Source organism: Ruegeria sp. YTSA168 (assembly GCF_059610045.1).
Genome location: NZ_JBXWMW010000014.1, coordinates 22,292 through 42,900, shown reverse-complemented (window position 1 = coordinate 42,900; position 20,609 = coordinate 22,292). Strand labels below are relative to the sequence as shown.

Sequence of the window (20,609 nt, the reverse complement as noted above, 5' to 3'; positions counted from 1 at the left end):
CACTTGGTTGAATTGATTGTGCGATGCGTCCGGATTGATCGGGACGGACAGAAAGTCTGCTCAAAGCGCTACTTCCATGAGGATTTAGCTATTTGTCCTTATCCTAACTGACGTATTTGGGCGAGCAACGGCAGGGACGGGCTGCTCCCCCTGCCGTCAGATTTGAATGCGAAGCGATGCTGCGTGGCGCGAGAAGGCAGAGTTGAACCAATTTGATCGAAGAGTTGAGCAGCCTCATCTGACTGGTCCAAGTTGATTGTTAGTGCATCATCGGCCTCTGATCCATCGGGATGATGGTTTCAGGCGCTGGCGGGCGATAGCCCAGTGCACTGTGGGGGCGTTTTGTGTTGTAGTGTCTCCTCCATTGTTCGATCAGGGTTTGTGCTTCGCGCAAGCTGTAGAAGATTTCACCGTTGAGCAGCTCATCCCTGAACCGGCCATTGAAGCTTTCACAGTATCCGTTCTCCCATGGGCTCCCAGGTTCGATGTAAGCTGTCTTGGCGCCAACGGCGGCGATCCAGTCTCGGACAGCCTGGGCGACAAATTCCGGCCCATTGTCAGAACGTATGAAACTCGGCGCGCCGCGAAGTATGAACAGGTCTGTCAGGACATCGATTACATCGGTCGAGTTCAGCTTCCGCTCGACCCTGATAGCCAAGCATTCCCGACTGTACTCATCAAGGATGTTCAGCGTCCGGAAAGCTTTGCCATCATCGGTTCGGCAATGGACGAAGTCATAGGACCACACGTGGTTGCGATACTCCGGCCTCAGACGGACGAAGGGGCGATCTGCATAGAAGGTTCGGGCGGCCTCGAAGCACATCTCAGTTGTCGCTTTGCCGTGTGCGTAGATGGTCACGAGGATACCTCGCGTCATTGGTACGAAATGCGGTGTGAAAACTAACCTTTCAGCGGGTGCTGAGCCGAGCTGGCCAATTGTCTCGGCCAGCTCTGGCATATGGGTGTGCTGAAGCAGGCCGTAGGGTATAAGATTTTCGTTGGTCTCCGCAAAGCTGAACCCACCTCCACCGCCTCGACCTGCGCCGGAGATGCCGGTTTTTGCATCTACCGTGATGCCTGCCGTCTCTATCAGACCTTCAGAAAGTAAAGGTGCGAGGGCAATCAAGGTTGCTGCCGGAAAGCAGCCGGGGTTTGCCACGCGACTTTGGCCCGTGATTTTGTCAGGCCAGATATCTGCCAGACCATATGTCCATCCGTTCGCATAGCGATGGTCTCCGCCAATATCGACGATCTTTACACAATCCGGAACATTTGCGAGTGCCGCCTCCGATGCACCGGTTGGGAGCGAGGAGAATAGCAAATCAAGGTCTGGCAAACCGAGAGGGTCCCATCGTTTGTGAATCGGCATGCAAAATTGACCCACTTTGGTGGGTTATGAGCGAGTAAAATTGACCCACCTGTTTTCGTAAACATCCGCACAAGAAGTGCGGAGGAAAGAGCAGGTGTTATTGATGGAAAGCGTATCGAAGATCCGAAGATGGATATTGCGGGAGGGTCGCAGCATCCGATCTGTGGCGCGGGCAACGGGATTATCGCGGAACACGATCAAGAAGTATCTGAAGGATGCGCGGCCCCCAAGCTACCAACGTCAGGCTCCGCCGGTTCGGCACAAGCTGTGCAATGGGTTTGATCTTCGGCTTCAGGAACTGTTCGAGCAGGATCAGAAGCGTCCACGCCGGGAACGTCGAACAGCGCAGAAGCTCTTTGAGCAGCTCGTGTTGGAAGGCTACACCGGGTCCTATTCGCCGGTTCAGCGTTTTGTCCGCGATCTGAAGCGGGCGGGTGCCGGTTCGGGCGAGGCTTTTATCCCGCTGCATTTTGCTGCTGGTGACGCACTGCAATTTGACTGGAGCGAAGAACGGGTTGTGCTGGGCGGTGTCGAACAGAAGATCAAGGTCGCCCATTTCCGCCTCTGCCACAGCCGCAAGCCCTTTGTCGTGGCCTATCCAGGCGAAGCCCAGGAGATGGTGCTGGATGCGTTTGCACAGGCGCTGTCTTTCTATGGCGGTGTTCCGCGCCGGGTGATCATCGACAATCCCAAAACGATGGTGACCTATGTATCGCGTTCGAAGGACCGGAAATTCCATCCCCGGTTCCTGGCGCTGATGAACCATTATGTGATGGAACCTGTTGCCTGCACCCCCGCCGCAGGCTGGGAGAAGGGACAGGTCGAGAACCAGGTCCAGTTTTTGCGCGGCCGGTTGTTTGTTCCCAAGCCAGCCTTTGATGATCTCGATGCGCTGAACGCCTGGCTACGCCTGCGCTGTGAAGAGCTGGCAAACCGGCCCCATCCCGAGCAATCGGATCGCACGGTTGCCGAAGTGTTCGAAGACGAACGCGTCGCGCTGCGCCCCCTGGGCCGGGCATTTGATGGCTATGTGGAGAAGACCGTTCGTGTCCGCTCCACCTGCCTGGTTCAATATGCCTCCAATCGCTACAGCGTGCCGTCCCACTTTGCAGGACAGCATGTCTCCCTGCGCGCCTATGCGGGCCGGATCGTGCTGGTATCCGGTCAGGATGTCATCGCCGAGCACAAGCGGCGCTTCACCCGCTACGTCAGTTATTTTGAACCCTGGCACTATGTTCCCTTGCTGGATCGCAAGCCCGGCGCTCTGCGCGATGGTGCCCCATTCGTGGGCTGGCAAAGGTGGGGATCGGGAGTTCGTCGATCTGCTTCTTCTGGCCCAGGATCACGGGATCGAGGTGGTCGAGACGGCTTGCGAACTGGCGGTGGAACAAAACACCCTGCGCCTTCCCGCCATCATCAACCTGATCAACCAGTTGGTGGAGCCGGTCCTCACGCCGCTCAGCGACACCTATACCTACCCGCAGCTGACGATGCGGCCCGAGGCCGATTGCAAGCGCTATGAGACATTGTGCTCGGCTGAGGAGGCTGCCGCATGAACGCCCTCATCGACCAACTGACCGCCCTTCGCTTACATGGAATGGCAGCTTGCGCCCATGATTTGCTGTCCGCGCGCAAGCCACCAAGTCTGACCACAGCGATAAAGCAACTGATCGACGCCGAGACTGTAGAACGCCGGGTGCGCTCCATCCAGTATCAAATGCGGATCGCGAAGTTCCCCCACCACAAGGACTTCGCCACCTTCGATTACGGCGCGGCGGCCGTCACCCAGAGCCAGATCGAACCGTTCTGCTCAGGCCAGTTCACCGAAGAGGCGCATAACCTCATCCTGGTAGGCGGAACAGGAACCGGCAAAACCCATATCGCCATCGCGCTTGGAACAACGCTGATCAACAACGGCAAGAAGGCCCGCTTCTTTAATGCCGTCGACCTGATCAATGCGCTGATTAAGGAACAGGCCGAAGGCAATGCCGGGAAGATCATTCGGCAACTCTCGGCCCTGGACTGTGTCATCATCGATGAGTTGGGTTACATCCCGTTCCCCAAATCCGGCGGCGCGCTGCTCTTCCATCTGATCAGCAAGCTCTATGAGAAGACCAGCGTCATCATCACCACCAACCTTGTGGTGAGGGAACTGGGTTGGTTACAGCACTCCCTAGATGTCGCCTGTGAGGATTGGGGGCAGAACCTGCCACAAGGAAACCCAGTAAAGCCTATCCGACGACCAAAGATTGACAACCGCCGAGAGAGACGACTGCAGGAAGGGGAATGGCATGCGTTGTTGGGTGCCGTGAACCAAGCTCGGTCTCCGCTGATGAAACCGCTACTTACGCTTGCTTTAGCGGGGCTTTTGTGGAGGTGTCTGCGAGGAAAACCACAGCCTTCTTCCAAACCGACCCGAACCTAGTCTGGTAAAACCGGCTTAAATTCCTGCTGGTAGCTAAACAGAAACCGCGATGCTGAACTTCTAACTCGCGGATTCCAGTTGCTTCAATCGCGGCATCAAATTCAACAGCTCTCTGGTGTAGGGATGCTCGGGCGTTGAAAACAGGGCATCTGTGTTCTGAACTTCGACCAGTTTTCCCTGTCGCATCACGCCCACCCGATCACACATCTGACGTACAACTGGTAGGTCGTGACTGATGAACAGCATGGTCAGTCCCAGATGATCCTGCAGATCTTTCAGGATGTTCAGGATTTGCGCCTGGATCGAGACATCCAACGCGCTGGTCGGCTCATCGCAAATCAGGAACCGGGGCTGCGTGGCTAGTGCGCGAGCAATACAGATGCGCTGACGCTGCCCGCCTGAGAATTCGTGCGGGTATTTGCGCCATGCGTCTTTCGCCAACCCGACCCAGTCCAGGAGTTCCTTAACACGCGGTTCAACCTGCGATTTGGGAAGGATGCGATGGTGCAGAATTGGTTCGGCAACGAGATCACCAACCTTCATCCTCGGGTTCAGGCTTGAGAACGGATCCTGAAAGATCATCTGGATCTGGCGGCGATAGGCTTGGAGCGCCTCTGATCCCATGGCCGTCACCTCCTGCCCGTCAAAGACAACGCGGCCTCCATCCACGGGATAGAGCGTGCCGATCATCCGCGCGACGGTGGATTTGCCTGATCCGCTTTCGCCCACAAGGCCAAAGACTTCGCCATCCCGGATATCGAAACTCACCTGATCAACAGCGGTGAAATACTGCCGCTGCGACGGTAAAATGGCGCCCTTCTGCAGGAACGTCTTGGTGATGTTCTCTACCTCTAGCAGCTTACCGGATTTGGACAGGCCGGTTTTGTCCCAATGGGCTGCCAGATCGTCGATCTTGAAGGTGCTTTCCCGTTCGCCGTAGCTGACCACCGGGAACCGTTCGACCTTGGTGTGCGGCCGTGGCACAGCGGCGATCAGAGATTTGGTATACTCATGTGTTGGTGCGCCAAGGATCTGATCGGTGGTGCCGCTTTCGACCACATGGCCGGAATACATCACCGTCACCGTATCGGTGGTATCGGCGATAACGCCCATGTCGTGGGTCACAAGGATAACACCGACCTGGCGCTCCTTGGCCAGTTCCTTGATCAGGTCCAGCACTTGCGCTTGCACAGACACATCCAATGCGGTCGTGGGCTCATCGGCAATCAGGACGCTGGGTTCCGTGCACAGCGCCAAAGCGATCACCACACGCTGACGCATCCCGCCGGAAAACTGATGCGGATACTGGTTGAACCGGTCCGCCGGGTCCGGGATGGACACGCGATCCAGCAGGGCAATCGCACGCGTCTTGGCCTCAGATGCAGACAGGCCAAGGTGTAGCTGAATCGTTTCGACCAATTGCTCACCAACAGTGAACAGCGGATTCAACGAGGTCAGCGGGTCCTGAAAGATCATCCCGATCTCTTTGCCTCGGATCCTGCGTTTGTCCTCGGCGTCCAGTTCGTCGATACGCCGACCGTTCAGCCAGACCTCGCCCTCGGACACATGGGCCGGAGGGTCCAGCAGACCGATCACGGCATTGCCGGTCATCGATTTGCCCGCGCCACTTTCGCCGACAACCCCCCGGATTTCACCGGGATGCAGGTCGTAGGTCACGTGTTCCACCGGCTTGAAAACACCATGGCGGGTGGGGATTTCTACCGTTAGGTTGCGGATCGAGAGAACGGGATCGGTCATTTCAGCCTCGGGTTCAATGCATCGCGCAGCCAGTCGCCCAGCAGATTTACACTCAGGGCCAGCGCCAGAAGGGTGCAGGCGGGGAAGAACAGTATCCACCACTCACCCGAGAACAGGAACCCCTGCCCGATGCGGATCAGCGTGCCCAGTGACGGCTGTGTGGGCGGAGCTCCGACGCCCAGAAAGCTAAGAGTCGCTTCGGCGATGATCGCCAGTGCAAGTGAAATCGTTGCAATCACCAGCACGGGTGACAGCACATTCGGCAGGATATGGCGCAGCATGATCGTCAACGGATTTTGCCCAATGATCCGCGCAGCGGCTACGTAGTCCTTGTTCTTTTCAACCAGCGTGGCGCCGCGAACGACCCGGGCAAATTGCACCCAGTCGGACAGCCCAATCGCCAGGATCAGCACCCAGATCGCCATCTGATCGCGGTACTCGATGGGCGTGATGCCCTTGGCGATACCAAAGATCAGCATGGCCAGCAGGATCGAAGGGAAGGTCAGTTGCACGTCCGCCGTACGCATGATGATGGTTTCGGTCCAACCGCCGAAATACCCTGATAGCAAACCCAGGATGATTCCCAGAACCATCGCAAACAAAACAGCGGCGACCCCGACAAACAGCGAGATCCGCATCCCGTAGAGGATGGTCGAAAACACATCCCGCCCCTGATCGTCGGTGCCCATCACAAAGCTTTCACCTGTGAAGGCATTCGGCTCCATCGGCGGGGTGAAGCCATTCATCAGGTTCAGACTGGAGGGGTCGAACGGGTTCGTCGGTGCAATAAGCGGCGCAAAGATCGTGACAAGAACCAGCAGCGAAGCAACTGCTGCCGAGACCATAGCCACCGGAGATCGGCGAAAGGCGTAGAATTGATCGCTGTCCAGAATGCGTTGCAGGCGGCTCATGCGCTGACCCTCAGACGCGGGTCGATGAAGGCGTAAAGAATGTCGACAGCAAGGTTAATCGTGACAAAGATGACCGAGATCATCATCAGGTAGGCTGCCATAACGGGAATATCCACGAACTGGACTGCGTTGATGAACAGCAGGCCAAGACCCGGCCACTGAAACACCGTCTCGGTGATGATGGCAAAGGCGATAATTGCCCCCAATTGCAGGCCGATGATGGTTATTACGGGCACCATTGTGTTCTTTAGGGCGTGGCGAAAGTTGATGACCCGATCACTTAGGCCGCGTGCACGGGCAAAGCGAATATAATCTTGCCGCAGCACCTCCAGCATCTCAGATCGCACCAACCGCATGATCAAGGTCATCTGATACAGCCCAAGCGTGATCGCGGGCAGGATCAGGGCCTTTAATCCGCTGCTGGTCAACAAGCCGGTGTTCCACCACCCCAAATCTACGACTTCACCGCGCCCAAAGCTGGGCAGCCAACCCAGTTCGACCGAGAAGACGTAGATCAGCAGAATGCCAATCAGGAAGGTGGGCAGCGAAACCCCGATCAGCGAGGCCGACATGATGAAATTCGCCGCGAACCCATCTCGTCGGATCGCGGTGAACACGCCCAGCGCGATGCCAAGAACAATCGCCAGAATCGCCGAGACCAACGCCAGTTCCAGTGTCGCCGGGGCGCGTTCGGCCAGAATCTCGGCAACCGGGCGGCCCTGACGGAAGCTAACACCAAAATTGCCCTGGACCGCCTCTTGCAGGAATTTCACGTATTGGACCGGGAAGGGTTGATCCAGGCCCAGCTGGCTGCGCAGCCGTTCCACATCCTCCATGGTCCGTTCCTGACCCAGCATGTTGTCGATCGGGTCGCCGACAAAACGGAACATGGAAAAGGCGACGAGGCCCACGACGAAAAGAACCAGCGCCGACTGGGCCACGCGCCTGATAATATATGACAGCATTTAGTTGACCGTGACCCAACGCAGAAGGAAGAAATTGTCGGGCCGTTGCGTTAGCTCGATATTGCTGCGCGCACCCCAAACCAGAGGCTGGACGTAGAGGGGGACATAGGCGACCTCGTCCTGAAGGATGGCAGTAACCTCATCCAACATGGCCTGGCGCTTTGGCTCGTCGATCTCGGACTGGATCAGCGGCAGCAGCTCATCGACGCGCGCGTTGGAGTATCCACCGAAGTTCCAGGACCCCAGCTTCTTTTCCTCATTCGGGGTTGAGGCCAGAAAGCGCACGGGATGTTCGGCGTCAAATGTACCCGGCGACCAGCCCAGAAGATACATGTCGAAATTATCGGCCCGCAATTCCGGCCAGTAGTTCTGAACCGGCATTGCATCCAGTGTCACATTCAGACCTGCCTGTGTCAGCATGGCCGTGATCGCCTGACAAACAGATTCGTCATTCAGATAACGGTTGTTGGAGCATTTGAAGCTGACTTCTGCTCCCTCAGCCCCGGCTTCGACCAACAGTGCCTTTGCGCCTTCCAGATCATAGCCATACGGGTCCGCATTCACAGCTGAGTACCCACGCATCGCAGGGCTGACAAGCTGGCTTGCGACTTCCGCATTGCCCCGCATGATTGTCTGCAAGATGGCCGGGACATTGACCGCCTTTGCAACCGCCTCGCGGGCACGCGGATCGAGGAACAGATCAGAGCCGCCCTGCCCGTCTGCGCTTGCGCCCTGTTTCTGGTCAAAACCCAGCATGATGACGCGCGCCTCAATGCCTTGGATAACCTTCACATCCGGGTTGCCCTGCAGGCGTGCAACGTCCTGAATCGGAACAGGGTTGATGAAATCAACATCACCCGACAGCAACGCCGCCAGAGCAGTCGCAGGGTTTTGGATCGGCACCAATTCTGCGCGGGTCAGGTTGTGTTCAACATCTCCCCACCAGCCGCCAAAGGGTTCCAGCACAGTGCGCAGGCCGGGCTCGCGCGCAGTCACTTGAAACGCACCCGTCCCGTTTGCGTTCAGGGTTGCGTAATTCCCGGCCTCTTTGTCGGGAAGAACCGTGTCATTCGCTTCGGCCCAGCCGCTATCCATAATCATCCAGTTGGCGATGCTATCGGGGAAGATCGGATTGGGCGCGGCGGTCATCACATCGATTGTGTAGTCATCGACCTTCACGACTTCGCTGACCGGGGCGAACCAGCTGCGTGTATCCGAGCTTTCATCAGACGCGCGTTGATAGGAAAAGATCACGTCATCGGCGTTGAATTCGGATCCATCATGAAACGTCACACCTTCACGTAGCTTGAACCGCCAACCAGCGCCACCGTCGATCGGCTCCCAACTGGTCGCTAAGGCTGGTTCGATGGTCATATCCTTGCCGCGCCGCACCAGCCCTTCGTAGACATTGTTCAGGAAACCCAGCACCGGAGCAGAATTAACTGCATGCGGGTCCAGTGTTTGCGGATCGGTGGTGACGGCAAAGGTGAATTCTTCAGCCATCACAGGCATGGAAAGCGCGCTCAGTAGCGCAGCAGCGGTCAGACGTTTCATGATAGCTCCCACTTCAAAAATTGCCGGGTCCCATGGAAAAGAACCCGGCAACAAAAGTTTAGTTCAGGCCAAAATGCTTGACCATGGGCTGATCTTCCGGATCAACTTCGATGCCCAGATTTTCTGCCATGCCCCAGTTCAGCACCTGGTGGTGAATCGGGATATACAGCTGTTCGTCCTGCACAACGCGCCAAATCTCGGCAATGTCCTGATTCCGTGCTTCGAGGTCAGTGTTCGAGGCCAGCGACTTGATCTTGGTGTCCAGGTCGTCACTGTCAAAGCCAGTGCCATTCCAGGTGCCGATATCGCTTTCACGACCGTGGACAAGGAAGTTGAAGATATACTCCGAATCGTAGGTCGGAACACCCCAGCCCAGCATGTAGAAATCGGTCTTGCCGTCGGTGATCAGCGGGAAATGCTGCGCCTTGGGCTTGGCGTCCAAGTTCACTGTAATGCCAATCTGACCCAGCATACCGACAGCAGCCTGACAAATGCCTTCGTCGTTGATGTAGCGGTCGTTGGGGCAATCGAGGCGGATCGAGAAGCCGTCGGGATACCCCGCTTCGGCCAACAGCGCCTTTGCGCCTTCGACATCCGTGCTGCTTTCGGCATCCATCTCTGCGGTCCAACCGTTCACGAAGGGCGGCGCAATCATGCCCGCAGGCTGAGACTGGCCGCGCATGACCACCTGCTTGATGGCATCCCGGTTGATCGCTTTTGACATGGCCTGTCGCACACGCACATCGGCCAAGGGGTTCTTGCCGTCCACATTGTCGGCTTCGATATCGTCCGCGCCTTGGTTCAACCCGAAGAAAATGACCCGGTTCTGGGGTGCCTGTTTCACAACCAGACCGTCCGCGGAGTTCACCCGTTCAAGGTCCTGCACTGGCATATCCTGAAGGAAGTTCACCTCACCCGACAGCATCGCGGCAACGCGGGTGGCGTCGTTCTGGATAGGTGTATAGATGATCTCGCTGATCGCCATCGGGAACTGATCGCGGCCCCAATAGTCTTCGTTGCGCGCCATCACGGTCTTCACATCCGGTTCACGGCTGACCAGCTTATAAGGCCCTGTGCCATTCACATTGGTGGTGGCAAAGGTGATCTCACCCCCTTCGAAATCCTGAACCGCAACCGCATTGTTTGCCTCGGTCCAACCTTTGTCCATGATGAATAGGTCAGTTAGGTTTGCGGGCAGGATCGGGTTCGGGCCATCGGTCACGATCTCAACCGTGTGATCGTCCACGGCACGCACTTCGACGATCGAGTTGATCAACTCTTTCATGTCCGAGTTCGGCTGCTTCGCCCGGTTGATGCTGAACACCACATCCTCGGCAGTAAAATCGGCCCCATCGTGGAATTTCACGCCCTGACGCAGATTGAATACCCAGACATTCGGGTCATCAGCGCTGGGTGCCCAGTCCGTGGCCAACGCAGCTTCGAACGCGCCCGTGGTGTCACGAATGATCAGCGGCTCGTACATCTGATGGCGCACGGTATGCGTGGGCCCTTCATTTTGCGAATGAGGATCAAGCGTCAGCGCATCCCCGGAGCGCGCCCAGCGCAAAGTCTCAGCCTGAACCAGCGTTGTTGAGGCCATCAACATCGCCAGCGCGAACATTGGTTTCTTCATTATTTTCTCCCTTTTTTTGCAGCCCGTTGACTGCACTGAATCCGCGATGCTGTGTCGCAAATTTCTGTTAACGCTAAAACTGAGGATAGCATACCAACCGCGTCGGCATGTCAATCGCTCAACAGCACAGAATTTGAAGAACGGAGATGAAACAAGAGTTTACCCCGTGTTAACCGAAACTCAAAACATTCCCGTGCTGATCCATAGCGTTGAGATGCGCGGGGGCGTTCCAGTCCGTTGGCGAAGGATAAACACCGTTTCAGTATCCCAGCCTTGGTGTTGGCGCAGTCCTTAGCGACCTGGCACGCACATCAAAGAATGATACGTCGCTCCACCCCAATTTGATTCAGGAATTCCTGATCATGGCTGACAAACACGATGGCCCCGTCATACGCATTCAGGGCGCTTTCAAGGGTCTCAAGGGCTTCGATGTCCAAATGATTGCTGGGTTCGTCCAGCATCAATAACTGCTTTGGCTGGCTGTGCCCAAGCGTGCAGGCCAAGGCCGCCCGCATGCGCTGCCCACCGCTAAGCGTACCGATCGCCCGATTTGCGTCGTCTCCTCGAAACAGAAATCGGGCAAGCACGGCGCGACGCGCATTTTCGCTTGCGTGCGGGTCAATCCGCGCAAGAGCGTCCCGTACGGTTTCATCAGCATGCAGCAGGCTTAGATCCTGATCGATCAAAACGGTGGGTACGTGAATCGAGGCGCAGCCCGTTTGCGGTTGAAACTGCCCCAACATGCAGGCCAGAAGCGTGGATTTTCCGGCGCCGTTCGACCCCTCAATCGCCACCCGTTCAGGGCCGCGGATCGAAAAAGACACACCATCAAGCAGACGTGGGCTATCGCTATAACCGAAACCAAGCTCATTCACAGTCACCACGTCACGCCCATGTGCTAGGCCCGATGACGGAATATCCATGCTCAGAGGGTCCAGAATTTCAACGGCTTCACGCGCCTTGTTCAATGCAGCTTCTGCCTCTTTGCTTTGTCGGTCGCGCAACCGTGCGGCCGGCCCTGTTGAGCCTTCGCTGCGTTCTTTCATGGCATTCAACAAAAGCTTTGACTGGCTGCCAGAAGCGCGCAGCCGTTCGCCTTGCCGGTCGGTGCGCGTCTTACGTTCTGACGCGCGTTGCGCACGTATCTGGGTTTCGGTCAGTTGGCGCTCTGCCCGTGCCAGATCTTGTTCGGCGGCGGCCAGCTCCGCATTCTTCACCAGACGATAGGCAGAGTAGTTTCCCCGATATGATCTGGCTCCAATGGTCGTCAGTTCGACGATGGTGTCCATTTCGTCCAGCAAGGTGCGATCGTGGCTTGCAACCACGATGCAGCCGCGCCATGCCCGCAGCGCATCGATGACATATCGGCGGCCATCGTGATCCAGATGGTTTGTCGGCTCATCCAGCAAAAGCACCTCGGGCTCAGCAAACATCAGCGACGCAAGGCTTGCGCGCGTTCTTTGACCGCCAGACAATGCACTAAGCGGTGTCTTTGGCGACTGATCCAGCCCAAGACCGCCAAGCGCGGTTTCCAACCTTGTCTCCAATGTCCAATCGGCTTCGGCAAGATCATCCAGCGTTGCGTCACCACACTCGGCGCGCGTGAGTATGGCAAGCTGATCTGCCACTCCAAACAGATCAGCCAATGTGGCGCCTTGCTCGAACTCAGGGGTTTGCCGAAGAATACCAATGGAGGCCGGAGATGTGATCGTGCCACCCATCGGAAGCAACTCCCCCGCGATGAGACGCAACAGGGTTGTCTTTCCGGTTCCGTTCCGACCAACAAGGCCCGTTCGTTCGGGGCCGAATTTCAATGTCAGATCAGTGAATACAGGATCGTTACAGGGGGTGTGCCAGGCCAGACCGGCAATTGATACGGAAGACATGATTTACGCTCGCAGAAAAAGACCGAAGGGGTGTCAGTTTGCGGGTGCGTGATCCATGTTCGTCTGCTCCTGATATCTGCCTTCAACACATAGCGATGGGATAGTGCATATACAAGGTTCTGTGCTTTCAGACTGAACCCGACCAATCGGTACAATACCGCGATTGGCTGCTTCATCGGCAGAAAACAGCGGGATTTTATACTGTCGCGCACACCCTTAAGGCATCAAGAATTGCCGCATGTATATTGCGGCCTGCGGATGCGTCCCCAATCCGGGCCAAATGGAATTGACCCTCTGGATTGATATCGACGAAGGGAGCCGTCCCATTGATGAGCGCCTTGTGGTCAATCTGGCCACGGTTGCGCGCGCTTGGTTTGAGGTCATGATACAGATCGGCCATTGGCGACAAACCATGTTCGACAACAACGTGATCAACAAGATATTCCGCGACATGCCCTGTCAACACGTGACGCAGTTGCGCACGAATACGACCACCGTCACGCTCCAATGCCACAAGCTCGTGCAAGCAAGTGAACGAGACGCCGTTGGCGGCTAGATCACGCAGAGCAACGGCAGAGGTCGTTGGGCCAAGGTCGTGCAAAAGCGCCCGATCAGGGGTGACAAAGGTGATGCGACACCCCGTGCATGCCAGCATGTCTGCGGTAACAGCCGCGGGATGATCGCCGACTTCGTCGAACAACAACACATCTCCCGCAACACGCGCCGCACCCGACAAGACATCCCAACTGGACACGGCCAGATCACCGCCGGTTACGGGCAACGGTGCGGGCCAGCCACCTGTTGCGATGATGACAAAGTCAGGGGCCTCAGACAGAACGTCATCAGCTTCGGCATAGGCGTTCAGCCGAATATCAACCCCAAGCCGCGTCACTTCTGAGATCAGCCAATCCGCAACGCCCCAAACCTGTCGGCGTGTCTTTCCTTTGGCCGCCAAAACCAGCTGTCCGCCCAGACGATCCGAGGCCTCGAACAGAACAACGTTGTGCCCACGCAAGGCACAGACGCGTGCGGCCTCCATCCCGCCGGGACCGCCCCCAACGACAACCACGTTCTTACGGGCATCACCCGGGGTGATGACATGGGGCAATATCTGCTCGCGGCCTGTGGCAGCGTTGTGCCCACAGACGGCGGGCTTGCCTTGGTTGACCCTGTCGACGCAATACCCCAAGCTCACACAAGGACGGATGCGTTCTTCGTCACCGTTGGTGAGTTTTTCGACCAGATAAGGATCGGCCATCTGCGCGCGGGTCATCCCCACAAGATCAACATGCCCGCCCGATAGCGCATGCCGCGCGGTGGCAATGTCCGCGATCCCTCCAGCATGCAGGATCGGCAGACCGACTGCATCACGGATACGGCTGGCCACCGTGATGTGCGGAGCGGCGGGCAGGCCCATGGGACGCACCCATTCAGCCAGGCCCAAATCGTCATAGGGCGCCCCTGCCAGAATGTTGAGCAGGTCGACATGTCCGGACTGCTCCAGCATCCGGGCTGCGGCCACGCAGTCTTCGGCGCTCAGGCCACCATCGGTCAGCTCATCGCCAGTGAGGCGCATCGACAGGATGAAGGCCGGCCCAACTTCGGATCGCACCGCATCAAGCACCTCAAGCGTTAGGCGCATTCGGTTCTCTAACGTCCCGCCATAATCGTCGTCGCGCTGGTTGGTCAAAGGGGACAGAAATTGCCCCAACAGGTGCGAATGAGAAAGCAGCTCAATCCCATCAAACCCGCCCTGCCGACACCGCCGCGCCGCCGCAGCGAAATCGCCGATCACACGGTCGATATCCTCTTGCTCCATTACCTTGGGGAACGCGCGATGCGCGCGTTCGCGGACAGCAGATGGCGCCAGAACCGGCAACCAATGTCCATCATCCCAAGCGGTGCGGCGCCCCATATGGGTGATCTGGCACATGATGGCAGCCTCATGCGCATGAACGCCGTCCGTAAGCTTTTGGAACCACCGGATAATGCTGTCGTCCCCGGCATAAAGCTGGCCGAACACGGATGGGCTGTCCGGGGCGATATTGGTCGACCCACCAACCATTGTCAGGGCCACACCGCCCTTTGCCTTTTCCTCGTGATACAACCTGTAGCGATCTTTTGGGTGACCATCTTCTACGAAATTCGGCGCATGGGATGTGCTTACAATCCGATTGCGCAATGTCAGGTGCTTTAGTTGAAACGGGTCGAGTAGATGTGCCACGTCCATATACCTTTGGTCATAACAGGCGTTGGAGCCGCCTTTTGCCGCGCACACGGAACTGCGCCGTCTCTTGCATGATATTTGTGAAGCAACCCTTAGCAACTATCTGCTTCCGACATCGGTGAACAAAAAGACGACCTTGTCAGAAACCTTCGATACAAAAAATACAGTTTGCCAATGACATGCACACTAGGTCCAGACTCTCGGGCTGCCCTCTTTCAACATTTACAAATTAAGATATTCATCTTATTGATTGTATATGACCATAGCCCGACTCTCCCGACGCACTTTTTTGCACAATGCTGCCTGCTTCGCGGCACTCGGCGCTCAGTCCAGGGGTGTACTGGCTGAGGTACAAATCGGTTCCTCGGGTCGCCTCACAACACTATCGGATGGGCATCTGTCCATACCGCCAGAAATGGCCTTCGGGTCAATGCCCCAGGATGAGTTGGAGCAGTTGCTAAAGCGCAATCAAATAGATGCGACAAGATACGAGCCAGAGTGTAACGTGACGCTCTACCGAGATGGCACAAACACGGTACTCTTCGATGTCGGGGCAGGCCCAGACTTCATGCCCACATCGGGCAAGCTGCTGGATGCTCTTTCTGCCATGGACCTCTCGCCCGAAGACGTTACCGATGTGGTCTTCACCCATGCGCATCCCGATCACATCTGGGGCGTTCTGGACGATTTTGACGACCTGCTTTTCACAAACGCCACGCACCACTTTGGCCGTACAGAATGGGACTATTGGTGGAACCCGGCAACGGTTGAAACGATTGGCGAAGATCGCGCCGCGTTTGCAGTCGGCGCAAAGCGGCGCATGGAAGCAATCGAAGACCAGGTCACGTTCTTTGAGGACGGGCAAGAAATCCTGCCCAGGATTGCCGCGCGCGCAAGTTTTGGGCACACGCCCGGACATATGGCGTTTGAAATTCGACACGGCTCGGACTCTGTAATGGTTGTGGGCGACGCGCTCGGGAATCCGCATGTGGCCTTTGAACGCCCGGACTGGCACAGCGGCACGGATCAGGACCCTCAGACAGCGGCAACCACGCGCAGCCTGCTGCTGGATCAGATTGCCGAAGAACAGATGAAAGTCATTGGTTTCCATCTGCCCGATGGTGGGATTGGCCGGGTCGAAAAGACAGGCTCGGCATATAGATTTGTAGGAGAGCCGTCATGATGCGATCACTCGTGATTGCCTTGGCCTTGGCCACACCCGTTTGGGCCAGCGAGGATATAGCCGATCAATACCCGCAAAGCGCACTCTACTCCAAGCCGGTCGAATACATCCCCGGCGTCTATTCTGCCATTGGCGCAACCGCGCCACCGACCTATGAAAACGCAGGCCACAACAACAACCTCAGCTTTATCGTCACCGGTGAAGGCGTGGTTGTTGTAAACGGCGGAGCGGCCTATGTGCTGGCGCAAGCCCTGCACAAGGAAATTCAGGCGATCACGGATCAACCGGTCAAGCTTGTCTTCAACGAGAATGGTCAGGGGCACGCGATGCTCGGCAACGCCTACTGGTCGGAACTTGGCATTCCAATCGTGGCGCATTCGGATGCAGCCGCGGAATTCGAGGAATATGGCCCCCAGATTCTGGAGGGTATGCAGCGATACAATCGCGACAAGTCAGAAGGAACCTTTTTGGCCGGTCCGACCGAGACATTCGATGATGACTACGTGGTTGAGATGGGCGATTTCCGGATTGAAGCCAAATACCTCGGACCTGCCCATAGCCCCGGCGATATCTCGATCTGGTTGCCAAATCAAAGCCTTGTCATCGCGGGGGATATGGCATTTCACGAACGTATGCTGCCGATCTTTCAGGAGACCTATACAGCAGATTGGCTTGAAACCTGGGACAACGCGTTCGAGCCTTTGGGCGCCACGTATGTCATACCCGGACACGGCCATCCGACAAACATGGATCAGGTGCGCCGTTATACGCGTGACTATTTAATTTACCTGCGTGGCAAAGTGCAGGAGCATATGGATGCGGGTGGCGATCTGGCCGAAGCCTACTATGTCGATCAATCCCCTTATGCCCATCTGGACACATTCGAAGAACTGGCGACCAAAAATGCCGGGCGCGTTTTTGAACAAATGGAGTTCGAATAGCTCACGATCGCTGCAGCGCGGGCAGTCGCGTTGCGACGCGATGTGTAGCAATCGCTCCGACCCACATAAAGAACACCGCAAGCCAAGCGGTCAGGGACAGGGCGGACCCTCCGGACAACCCTGCGCCCACGGCGCAACCGCCTGCCAGCATGGCACCAAAGCCCATTAGGGCAGCGCCAACCAGGTAGCGTTCCATCGGGGTGTCGTTGCCGAACCGTTCGATTTTCCATTCTCCGGCATACACGGCCGAGGCCGCAGCTCCGATTGCCACACCCGGAACCAGACCGATACCGAAAGACAAGGCAACGTTTCGCTGGGTGACCAAGGCCATCAACGTATCCGTCGCAGGGCCGGTAAAGGTGATCGAAGACACGGGCACGACCTCGAAAGAGGTCTGAGCAATTGTGAAGGTCATCAGCCAGCCGAGCGCGACCGCCGCCGCCACACCCGCAGCTGATAGAATCCGTGCGGGCTCGACCAACCGATGGATTGCGAACGCTGTTGCAAGGACCAAACCCAATGCCGCAATCGCGGTGTTAGTTGCGGGCGAAAACCCAAGTATTTCTGACAGATCGCGCGATGGGCCACCTGAAATCATCCAGAGGCCAGACAGCGCTTCGCGGGCGGGGCTAAGAACACCCGTATACGCAGTCTGGGCCACCAATGTCAGGACCAGACCGGTCACCAATGCACGCAGATTTCCGCAAGACGCCAAGACCAACAAGCGCGATGCACATCCGCGCGCCAGAATCATACCTGCGCCAAACATCGCACCACCGATGATTGCGCCACTCAGGCTACCGGTCGATGCGATGGCACGTGTCTCAGACAGATCCAACCACTCAAACAAGACGAGCGCCTGTACCAGGGTCAGCGCTGTGGTGAAAGCGATCAGCCAAACCGCCAGGCGCGGGCCAAACTCACCTTGGGCGACTTCGACGGTCGACGCACGCAAGCAAAAGTGAGAGGTCTGGGCCGTCGCGCCAAACAGGATGCCAACAAGCACTCCGGCGCAGGCCAAGGCACCTTGGTCACCCAGCAGATCAATGAGCTTCTCCATGCGCGGAAACTCTCACACCGTTGCGTGTTCGTCTTTGTCTTCGGTCAAGTCGTCATCTGGCGGCCATTGGCCTGCGCGCCATTGGAAACGCGCCGCATTGCCGTTCGAGGTCTGCAAAAATCCGGTAGTTTCCGTCTTCTTGCAGTTGGTCCAGTTGATCACGAAAATACTGTTGATAGTTCATTTCAGTTCCCAACAGCCTCTTCCACAATCTCAGACAACAGGGTCTGGACCTTTTGCATTGGTCCATCGGGATAGCTTCGGTACCCCACCATCACGCCATTGTCGTCTTCGGCCACAAAAATCCCATACGGACAAAAGCCGATGTTCATCGGGTCGGCCTCCATCATCTCACGCGAGAGTTTTGCTGAGCAGAAAATGAAGATATCAGCGGCCGCAAAAATCTGTTTGTCGCTGCCAACATCCGCACCTGTCCGGTTCAGCATCTCGCCGACATGGCTTACATAGTCGATGACCAGCCCTTGCCCGACTATCGCCGATTCAACGGCGAATGTGGCATCGTCAAAACTGCCGTCAAAAGGGGAGGTGATGACCTCTTGGGCCAGAGCCTGACCTGTGAGAACGGTGGAAAATACGGCTACAGCAACAACGTGTTTCATGATCTTTATGCTCCTCCTGAACCGCATTTTCTCAGATTGTCTTTCGGGGGCTTTGACACGGATCAAAGCCCCCGAAGCCCTTAGCTGAACATGTCCGAGGTGATACCCGCATACCAACCCAGCGATTCCTCGTAGGTTGCTTTCCTCAGATCGGCATCTTCGCCGGTTTGGCTGATAAAGCCGTCCACCTTGGCAATCTTTTCAGGCGTCGCCTCATAGGTCGCGCCAACTTTCACACCATCATTGGTGTCGATCAGCGACCAGCATGTGTTCGAGAACTTGGCCGGGAACACTTTGGACCCGGTCAATGCACCGCGCACGGCATTCGCACAGACCTTCGCCTGACTGTTGGCCGAGAAACCGGATTTCGGCATGTCACCTTGCTGGCTCGCATCGCCGAGAACATAGATATCCGGATCGGCCTTCGAGGACATGTCGGCCGCATTCACCGGCGCCCAGTTGCCATCGGTAACACCGGCCATCTCTGCAATACGCCCGGCCTTCATCGCCGGGATGACGTTGCAGACATCGACCTTGGTTTCTTCACCGTCGATGGTCACGGTCATTGCGTCCGGGTTCACGGATACATTGCCGCCGCCAAAGTCTTCGCCGATCCAGTCGACCATGCCTTCGTAATGGTTTGCCCAACCTTCTTGGAACAATGCCATTTTCGAGAATTTCGGCTTGGGGTCGGCGATGATGATTTTTGCCGTTGGATTATTCTCTTTCAGAACATGGGCCACCATGGAAATACGCTCATAAGGTCCGGGTGGGCACCGGTATGGGTTTGGCGGCGCAACCATTGCAAACGTACCGCCCTCAGGCATTGCCATAACCTGCGCTTTCAAAAGCTCGGTCTGCGATCCGGCCTTGTAGGCGTGCGGCATCTTGTTCTGCGCCGAAACATCCCAGCCTTCGACCGCACCATCGACAAAGTTGATACCCGGGCTCAGGATCAGCTTGTCATAGGGAACGGACCCGCCACCAGCCAAGGACACCGTCTTGGCATCGCGATCAACCCCAACGGCCCAATCATGGACCACGTTGATCCCGTAATTCGCCGCCAGAGCACCATAGCTATGCGCGATATCCGAGAGCTCCTGAAACCCGGCCAGATACAGGTTTGAGAAAAAGCAGGTGTAATAGGTCCGCGATGGCTCGATCAGAGTTACGTCCACTTCACCCTTGCTGTCTTTGGCGATGTAGCGCGCAGCGGTTGCTCCACCCGCGCCACCACCGACAACAACGACGCGGGGTTTGCCTTGTGCCAGCACCATCGGCGCAGATAACCCTGCTGCCATCACACCCGCGGCCCCCAAGAATGTTCGTCTGTTGAATGTCATCGCGTTTCCTCCCGTTTTGCACTGTTATTCTGGATTGTTGAAATAGGCGGCCAATGCCGCGATCTCGTCATTACTCAGCCGTCCGGCAATCATCTGCATGACAGGATGAGGGCGTTGTTTGGCTTTGTAGGCATGCATGGCGACCACGAAGTCTTCGTCTGGCCAAAAGACGATGGACGGGATGCCAGCGTCGCCCCCTTCGATCTGATGGCAGGTTGTACATTCGCTGCTGAGATAAGCGCCGTATTCCGGGTCGCCCTGAATGGCCAGTATCGCCGGATCAACAGAATGATCCGTGCCCCTGGCCGTTGGATCCGCTTCGGGGATGTCCTGCGGATTATCAGAGAATCCGCGCAAAAAGGCGATGATGTTGGCGCGGTCCTCGGGGTCTTTCAGGCCCCGAAAACTCATCCGTGTTCCAGATGCAAATGCACGTGGATTTTCAATATAGGCCGATAGAGTATCAGCGTGCCACTCCAGGCCCGAATTTCCCGCACGCTCAAGGCTCTTGGAGTAATTGAACCCGTCAAGGCCTGCCGCTTTGCGTCCAAAAACGCCATTCAGATGCGGGCCGATCTTGTTTTTGGCACCCTCACCGACCTGATGACATCCTTTGCATTTGGCAAACACCACTTTCCCGGCTTCGGCGTCGCCCAGGTCTTCAGTTGCGCTGACCGACGAGGTGGTCGCTATAGCGACCGCCGCGCAGGTCAGTATGTCCAACCAGCGCATGA

General features: G+C 56.9%; 16 protein-coding genes and 2 pseudogenes. 4 read left to right on the top strand and 14 right to left on the bottom strand.

Annotation, left to right across the window (positions count from 1 at the left end):
• Positions 1–259 precede the first annotated feature (259 nt).
• Positions 260–784: pseudogene (locus AC2FFE_RS18480) on the bottom strand (IS3 family transposase); the annotation flags it as partial.
• Positions 770–1,369 (bottom strand): annotated as a pseudogene (locus tag AC2FFE_RS18475) (Asd/ArgC dimerization domain-containing protein); the annotation flags it as partial. The pseudogenes AC2FFE_RS18480 and AC2FFE_RS18475, both read right to left, overlap by 15 nt.
• A gap of 103 nt (positions 1,370–1,472) precedes the next feature.
• Here AC2FFE_RS18475 and istA point away from each other — a divergent pair.
• Both istA and AC2FFE_RS18465 read left to right on the top strand, forming a co-directional pair.
• Entirely contained in the window at positions 1,473–2,891 is a 1,419-nt protein-coding gene (gene istA, locus AC2FFE_RS18470) for an IS21 family transposase (protein ID WP_496847335.1), read from the top strand.
• A gap of 30 nt (positions 2,892–2,921) precedes the next feature.
• Complete coding sequence (locus tag AC2FFE_RS18465; RefSeq protein ID WP_496847334.1) at positions 2,922–3,794, top strand: ATP-binding protein; 873 nt, start codon at positions 2,922–2,924, stop codon at positions 3,792–3,794.
• A 60-nt stretch (positions 3,795–3,854) separates the two neighbouring features.
• On the opposite strand, the gene AC2FFE_RS18460 is transcribed toward AC2FFE_RS18465, so the two are convergent.
• The 7 genes from AC2FFE_RS18460 to AC2FFE_RS18430 all read right to left on the bottom strand — a co-directional run bounded on the left by AC2FFE_RS18460 (position 3,855) and on the right by AC2FFE_RS18430 (position 14,731).
• The gene (locus tag AC2FFE_RS18460) at positions 3,855–5,552 is read right to left on the bottom strand and encodes an ABC transporter ATP-binding protein (protein WP_496847333.1); all 1,698 of its coding nucleotides are present in this window, start codon (positions 5,550–5,552) and stop codon (positions 3,855–3,857) included.
• The gene (locus tag AC2FFE_RS18455) at positions 5,549–6,463 is read right to left on the bottom strand and encodes an ABC transporter permease (protein ID WP_496820701.1); all 915 of its coding nucleotides are present in this window, start codon (positions 6,461–6,463) and stop codon (positions 5,549–5,551) included. The genes AC2FFE_RS18460 and AC2FFE_RS18455 overlap by 4 nt, the downstream gene beginning before the upstream one ends.
• Complete coding sequence (locus AC2FFE_RS18450) at positions 6,460–7,428, bottom strand: ABC transporter permease (RefSeq protein WP_496820699.1); 969 nt, start codon at positions 7,426–7,428, stop codon at positions 6,460–6,462. Before AC2FFE_RS18450 ends, AC2FFE_RS18455 begins: the two co-directional genes overlap by 4 nt.
• Positions 7,429–8,982 carry an ABC transporter substrate-binding protein gene (locus AC2FFE_RS18445; RefSeq protein WP_496847332.1) on the bottom strand — a complete coding sequence of 518 codons (1,554 nt, stop codon included), beginning with the start codon at positions 8,980–8,982 and terminating at the stop codon, positions 7,429–7,431.
• 58 nt (positions 8,983–9,040) lie between these two features.
• Positions 9,041–10,615, bottom strand: coding sequence for an ABC transporter substrate-binding protein (locus AC2FFE_RS18440; protein ID WP_496847331.1), 1,575 nt, complete (start codon positions 10,613–10,615; stop codon positions 9,041–9,043).
• Between the two features lie 311 nt (positions 10,616–10,926).
• Entirely contained in the window at positions 10,927–12,501 is a 1,575-nt protein-coding gene (locus AC2FFE_RS18435) for an ABC-F family ATP-binding cassette domain-containing protein (protein ID WP_496847330.1), read from the bottom strand.
• Between the two features lie 196 nt (positions 12,502–12,697).
• Positions 12,698–14,731 carry an oxidoreductase gene (locus tag AC2FFE_RS18430; protein ID WP_496847329.1) on the bottom strand — a complete coding sequence of 678 codons (2,034 nt, stop codon included), beginning with the start codon at positions 14,729–14,731 and terminating at the stop codon, positions 12,698–12,700.
• A 502-nt stretch (positions 14,732–15,233) separates the two neighbouring features.
• Here AC2FFE_RS18430 and AC2FFE_RS18425 point away from each other — a divergent pair.
• Both AC2FFE_RS18425 and AC2FFE_RS18420 read left to right on the top strand, forming a co-directional pair.
• Positions 15,234–15,911: an MBL fold metallo-hydrolase gene (locus AC2FFE_RS18425; protein WP_496847328.1), complete on the top strand. Its 678-nt coding sequence runs from the start codon at positions 15,234–15,236 to the stop codon at positions 15,909–15,911.
• Positions 15,908–16,852 carry an MBL fold metallo-hydrolase gene (locus tag AC2FFE_RS18420; protein ID WP_496847327.1) on the top strand — a complete coding sequence of 315 codons (945 nt, stop codon included), beginning with the start codon at positions 15,908–15,910 and terminating at the stop codon, positions 16,850–16,852. The genes AC2FFE_RS18425 and AC2FFE_RS18420 overlap by 4 nt, the downstream gene beginning before the upstream one ends.
• 1 nt (position 16,853) lies before the next feature.
• Here AC2FFE_RS18420 and AC2FFE_RS18415 read toward each other — a convergent pair whose 3' ends face one another.
• The 5 genes from AC2FFE_RS18415 to AC2FFE_RS18395 form a co-directional block, all read right to left on the bottom strand.
• Positions 16,854–17,912 carry a YeeE/YedE family protein gene (locus AC2FFE_RS18415; protein ID WP_496847326.1) on the bottom strand — a complete coding sequence of 353 codons (1,059 nt, stop codon included), beginning with the start codon at positions 17,910–17,912 and terminating at the stop codon, positions 16,854–16,856.
• 52 nt (positions 17,913–17,964) lie between these two features.
• A complete protein-coding gene (locus AC2FFE_RS18410; RefSeq protein ID WP_496834445.1) occupies positions 17,965–18,096 on the bottom strand; it encodes a hypothetical protein in 132 nt (43 codons plus the stop codon).
• A 1-nt stretch (position 18,097) separates the two neighbouring features.
• Positions 18,098–18,532 (bottom strand): DUF302 domain-containing protein, encoded by a 435-nt coding sequence (locus tag AC2FFE_RS18405; RefSeq protein ID WP_496820689.1) that lies wholly within the window; start codon positions 18,530–18,532, stop codon positions 18,098–18,100.
• Between the two features lie 80 nt (positions 18,533–18,612).
• Complete coding sequence (locus tag AC2FFE_RS18400) at positions 18,613–19,875, bottom strand: FCSD flavin-binding domain-containing protein (protein WP_496847325.1); 1,263 nt, start codon at positions 19,873–19,875, stop codon at positions 18,613–18,615.
• A gap of 24 nt (positions 19,876–19,899) precedes the next feature.
• Complete coding sequence (locus tag AC2FFE_RS18395) at positions 19,900–20,607, bottom strand: c-type cytochrome (protein ID WP_496847324.1); 708 nt, start codon at positions 20,605–20,607, stop codon at positions 19,900–19,902.
• Positions 20,608–20,609 lie beyond the last annotated feature (2 nt).

Coding starts and splice junctions, on each gene's coding strand:
- istA (WP_496847335.1), top strand. CDS start 1,473: ATGGAAAGCGTATCGAAGATCCGAAGATGGATATTGCGGGAGGGTCGC.
- AC2FFE_RS18420 (WP_496847327.1), top strand. CDS start 15,908: ATGATGCGATCACTCGTGATTGCCTTGGCCTTGGCCACACCCGTTTGG.
- AC2FFE_RS18435 (WP_496847330.1), bottom strand. CDS start 12,501: ATGTCTTCCGTATCAATTGCCGGTCTGGCCTGGCACACCCCCTGTAAC.
- AC2FFE_RS18445 (WP_496847332.1), bottom strand. CDS start 8,982: ATGAAACGTCTGACCGCTGCTGCGCTACTGAGCGCGCTTTCCATGCCT.
- AC2FFE_RS18400 (WP_496847325.1), bottom strand. CDS start 19,875: ATGACATTCAACAGACGAACATTCTTGGGGGCCGCGGGTGTGATGGCA.
- AC2FFE_RS18395 (WP_496847324.1), bottom strand. CDS start 20,607: ATGCGCTGGTTGGACATACTGACCTGCGCGGCGGTCGCTATAGCGACC.
- AC2FFE_RS18455 (WP_496820701.1), bottom strand. CDS start 6,463: ATGAGCCGCCTGCAACGCATTCTGGACAGCGATCAATTCTACGCCTTT.
- AC2FFE_RS18440 (WP_496847331.1), bottom strand. CDS start 10,615: ATGAAGAAACCAATGTTCGCGCTGGCGATGTTGATGGCCTCAACAACG.
- AC2FFE_RS18405 (WP_496820689.1), bottom strand. CDS start 18,532: ATGAAACACGTTGTTGCTGTAGCCGTATTTTCCACCGTTCTCACAGGT.
- AC2FFE_RS18430 (WP_496847329.1), bottom strand. CDS start 14,731: ATGGACGTGGCACATCTACTCGACCCGTTTCAACTAAAGCACCTGACA.
- AC2FFE_RS18415 (WP_496847326.1), bottom strand. CDS start 17,912: ATGGAGAAGCTCATTGATCTGCTGGGTGACCAAGGTGCCTTGGCCTGC.
- AC2FFE_RS18460 (WP_496847333.1), bottom strand. CDS start 5,552: ATGACCGATCCCGTTCTCTCGATCCGCAACCTAACGGTAGAAATCCCC.
- AC2FFE_RS18410 (WP_496834445.1), bottom strand. CDS start 18,096: ATGAACTATCAACAGTATTTTCGTGATCAACTGGACCAACTGCAAGAA.
- AC2FFE_RS18450 (WP_496820699.1), bottom strand. CDS start 7,428: ATGCTGTCATATATTATCAGGCGCGTGGCCCAGTCGGCGCTGGTTCTT.
- AC2FFE_RS18465 (WP_496847334.1), top strand. CDS start 2,922: ATGAACGCCCTCATCGACCAACTGACCGCCCTTCGCTTACATGGAATG.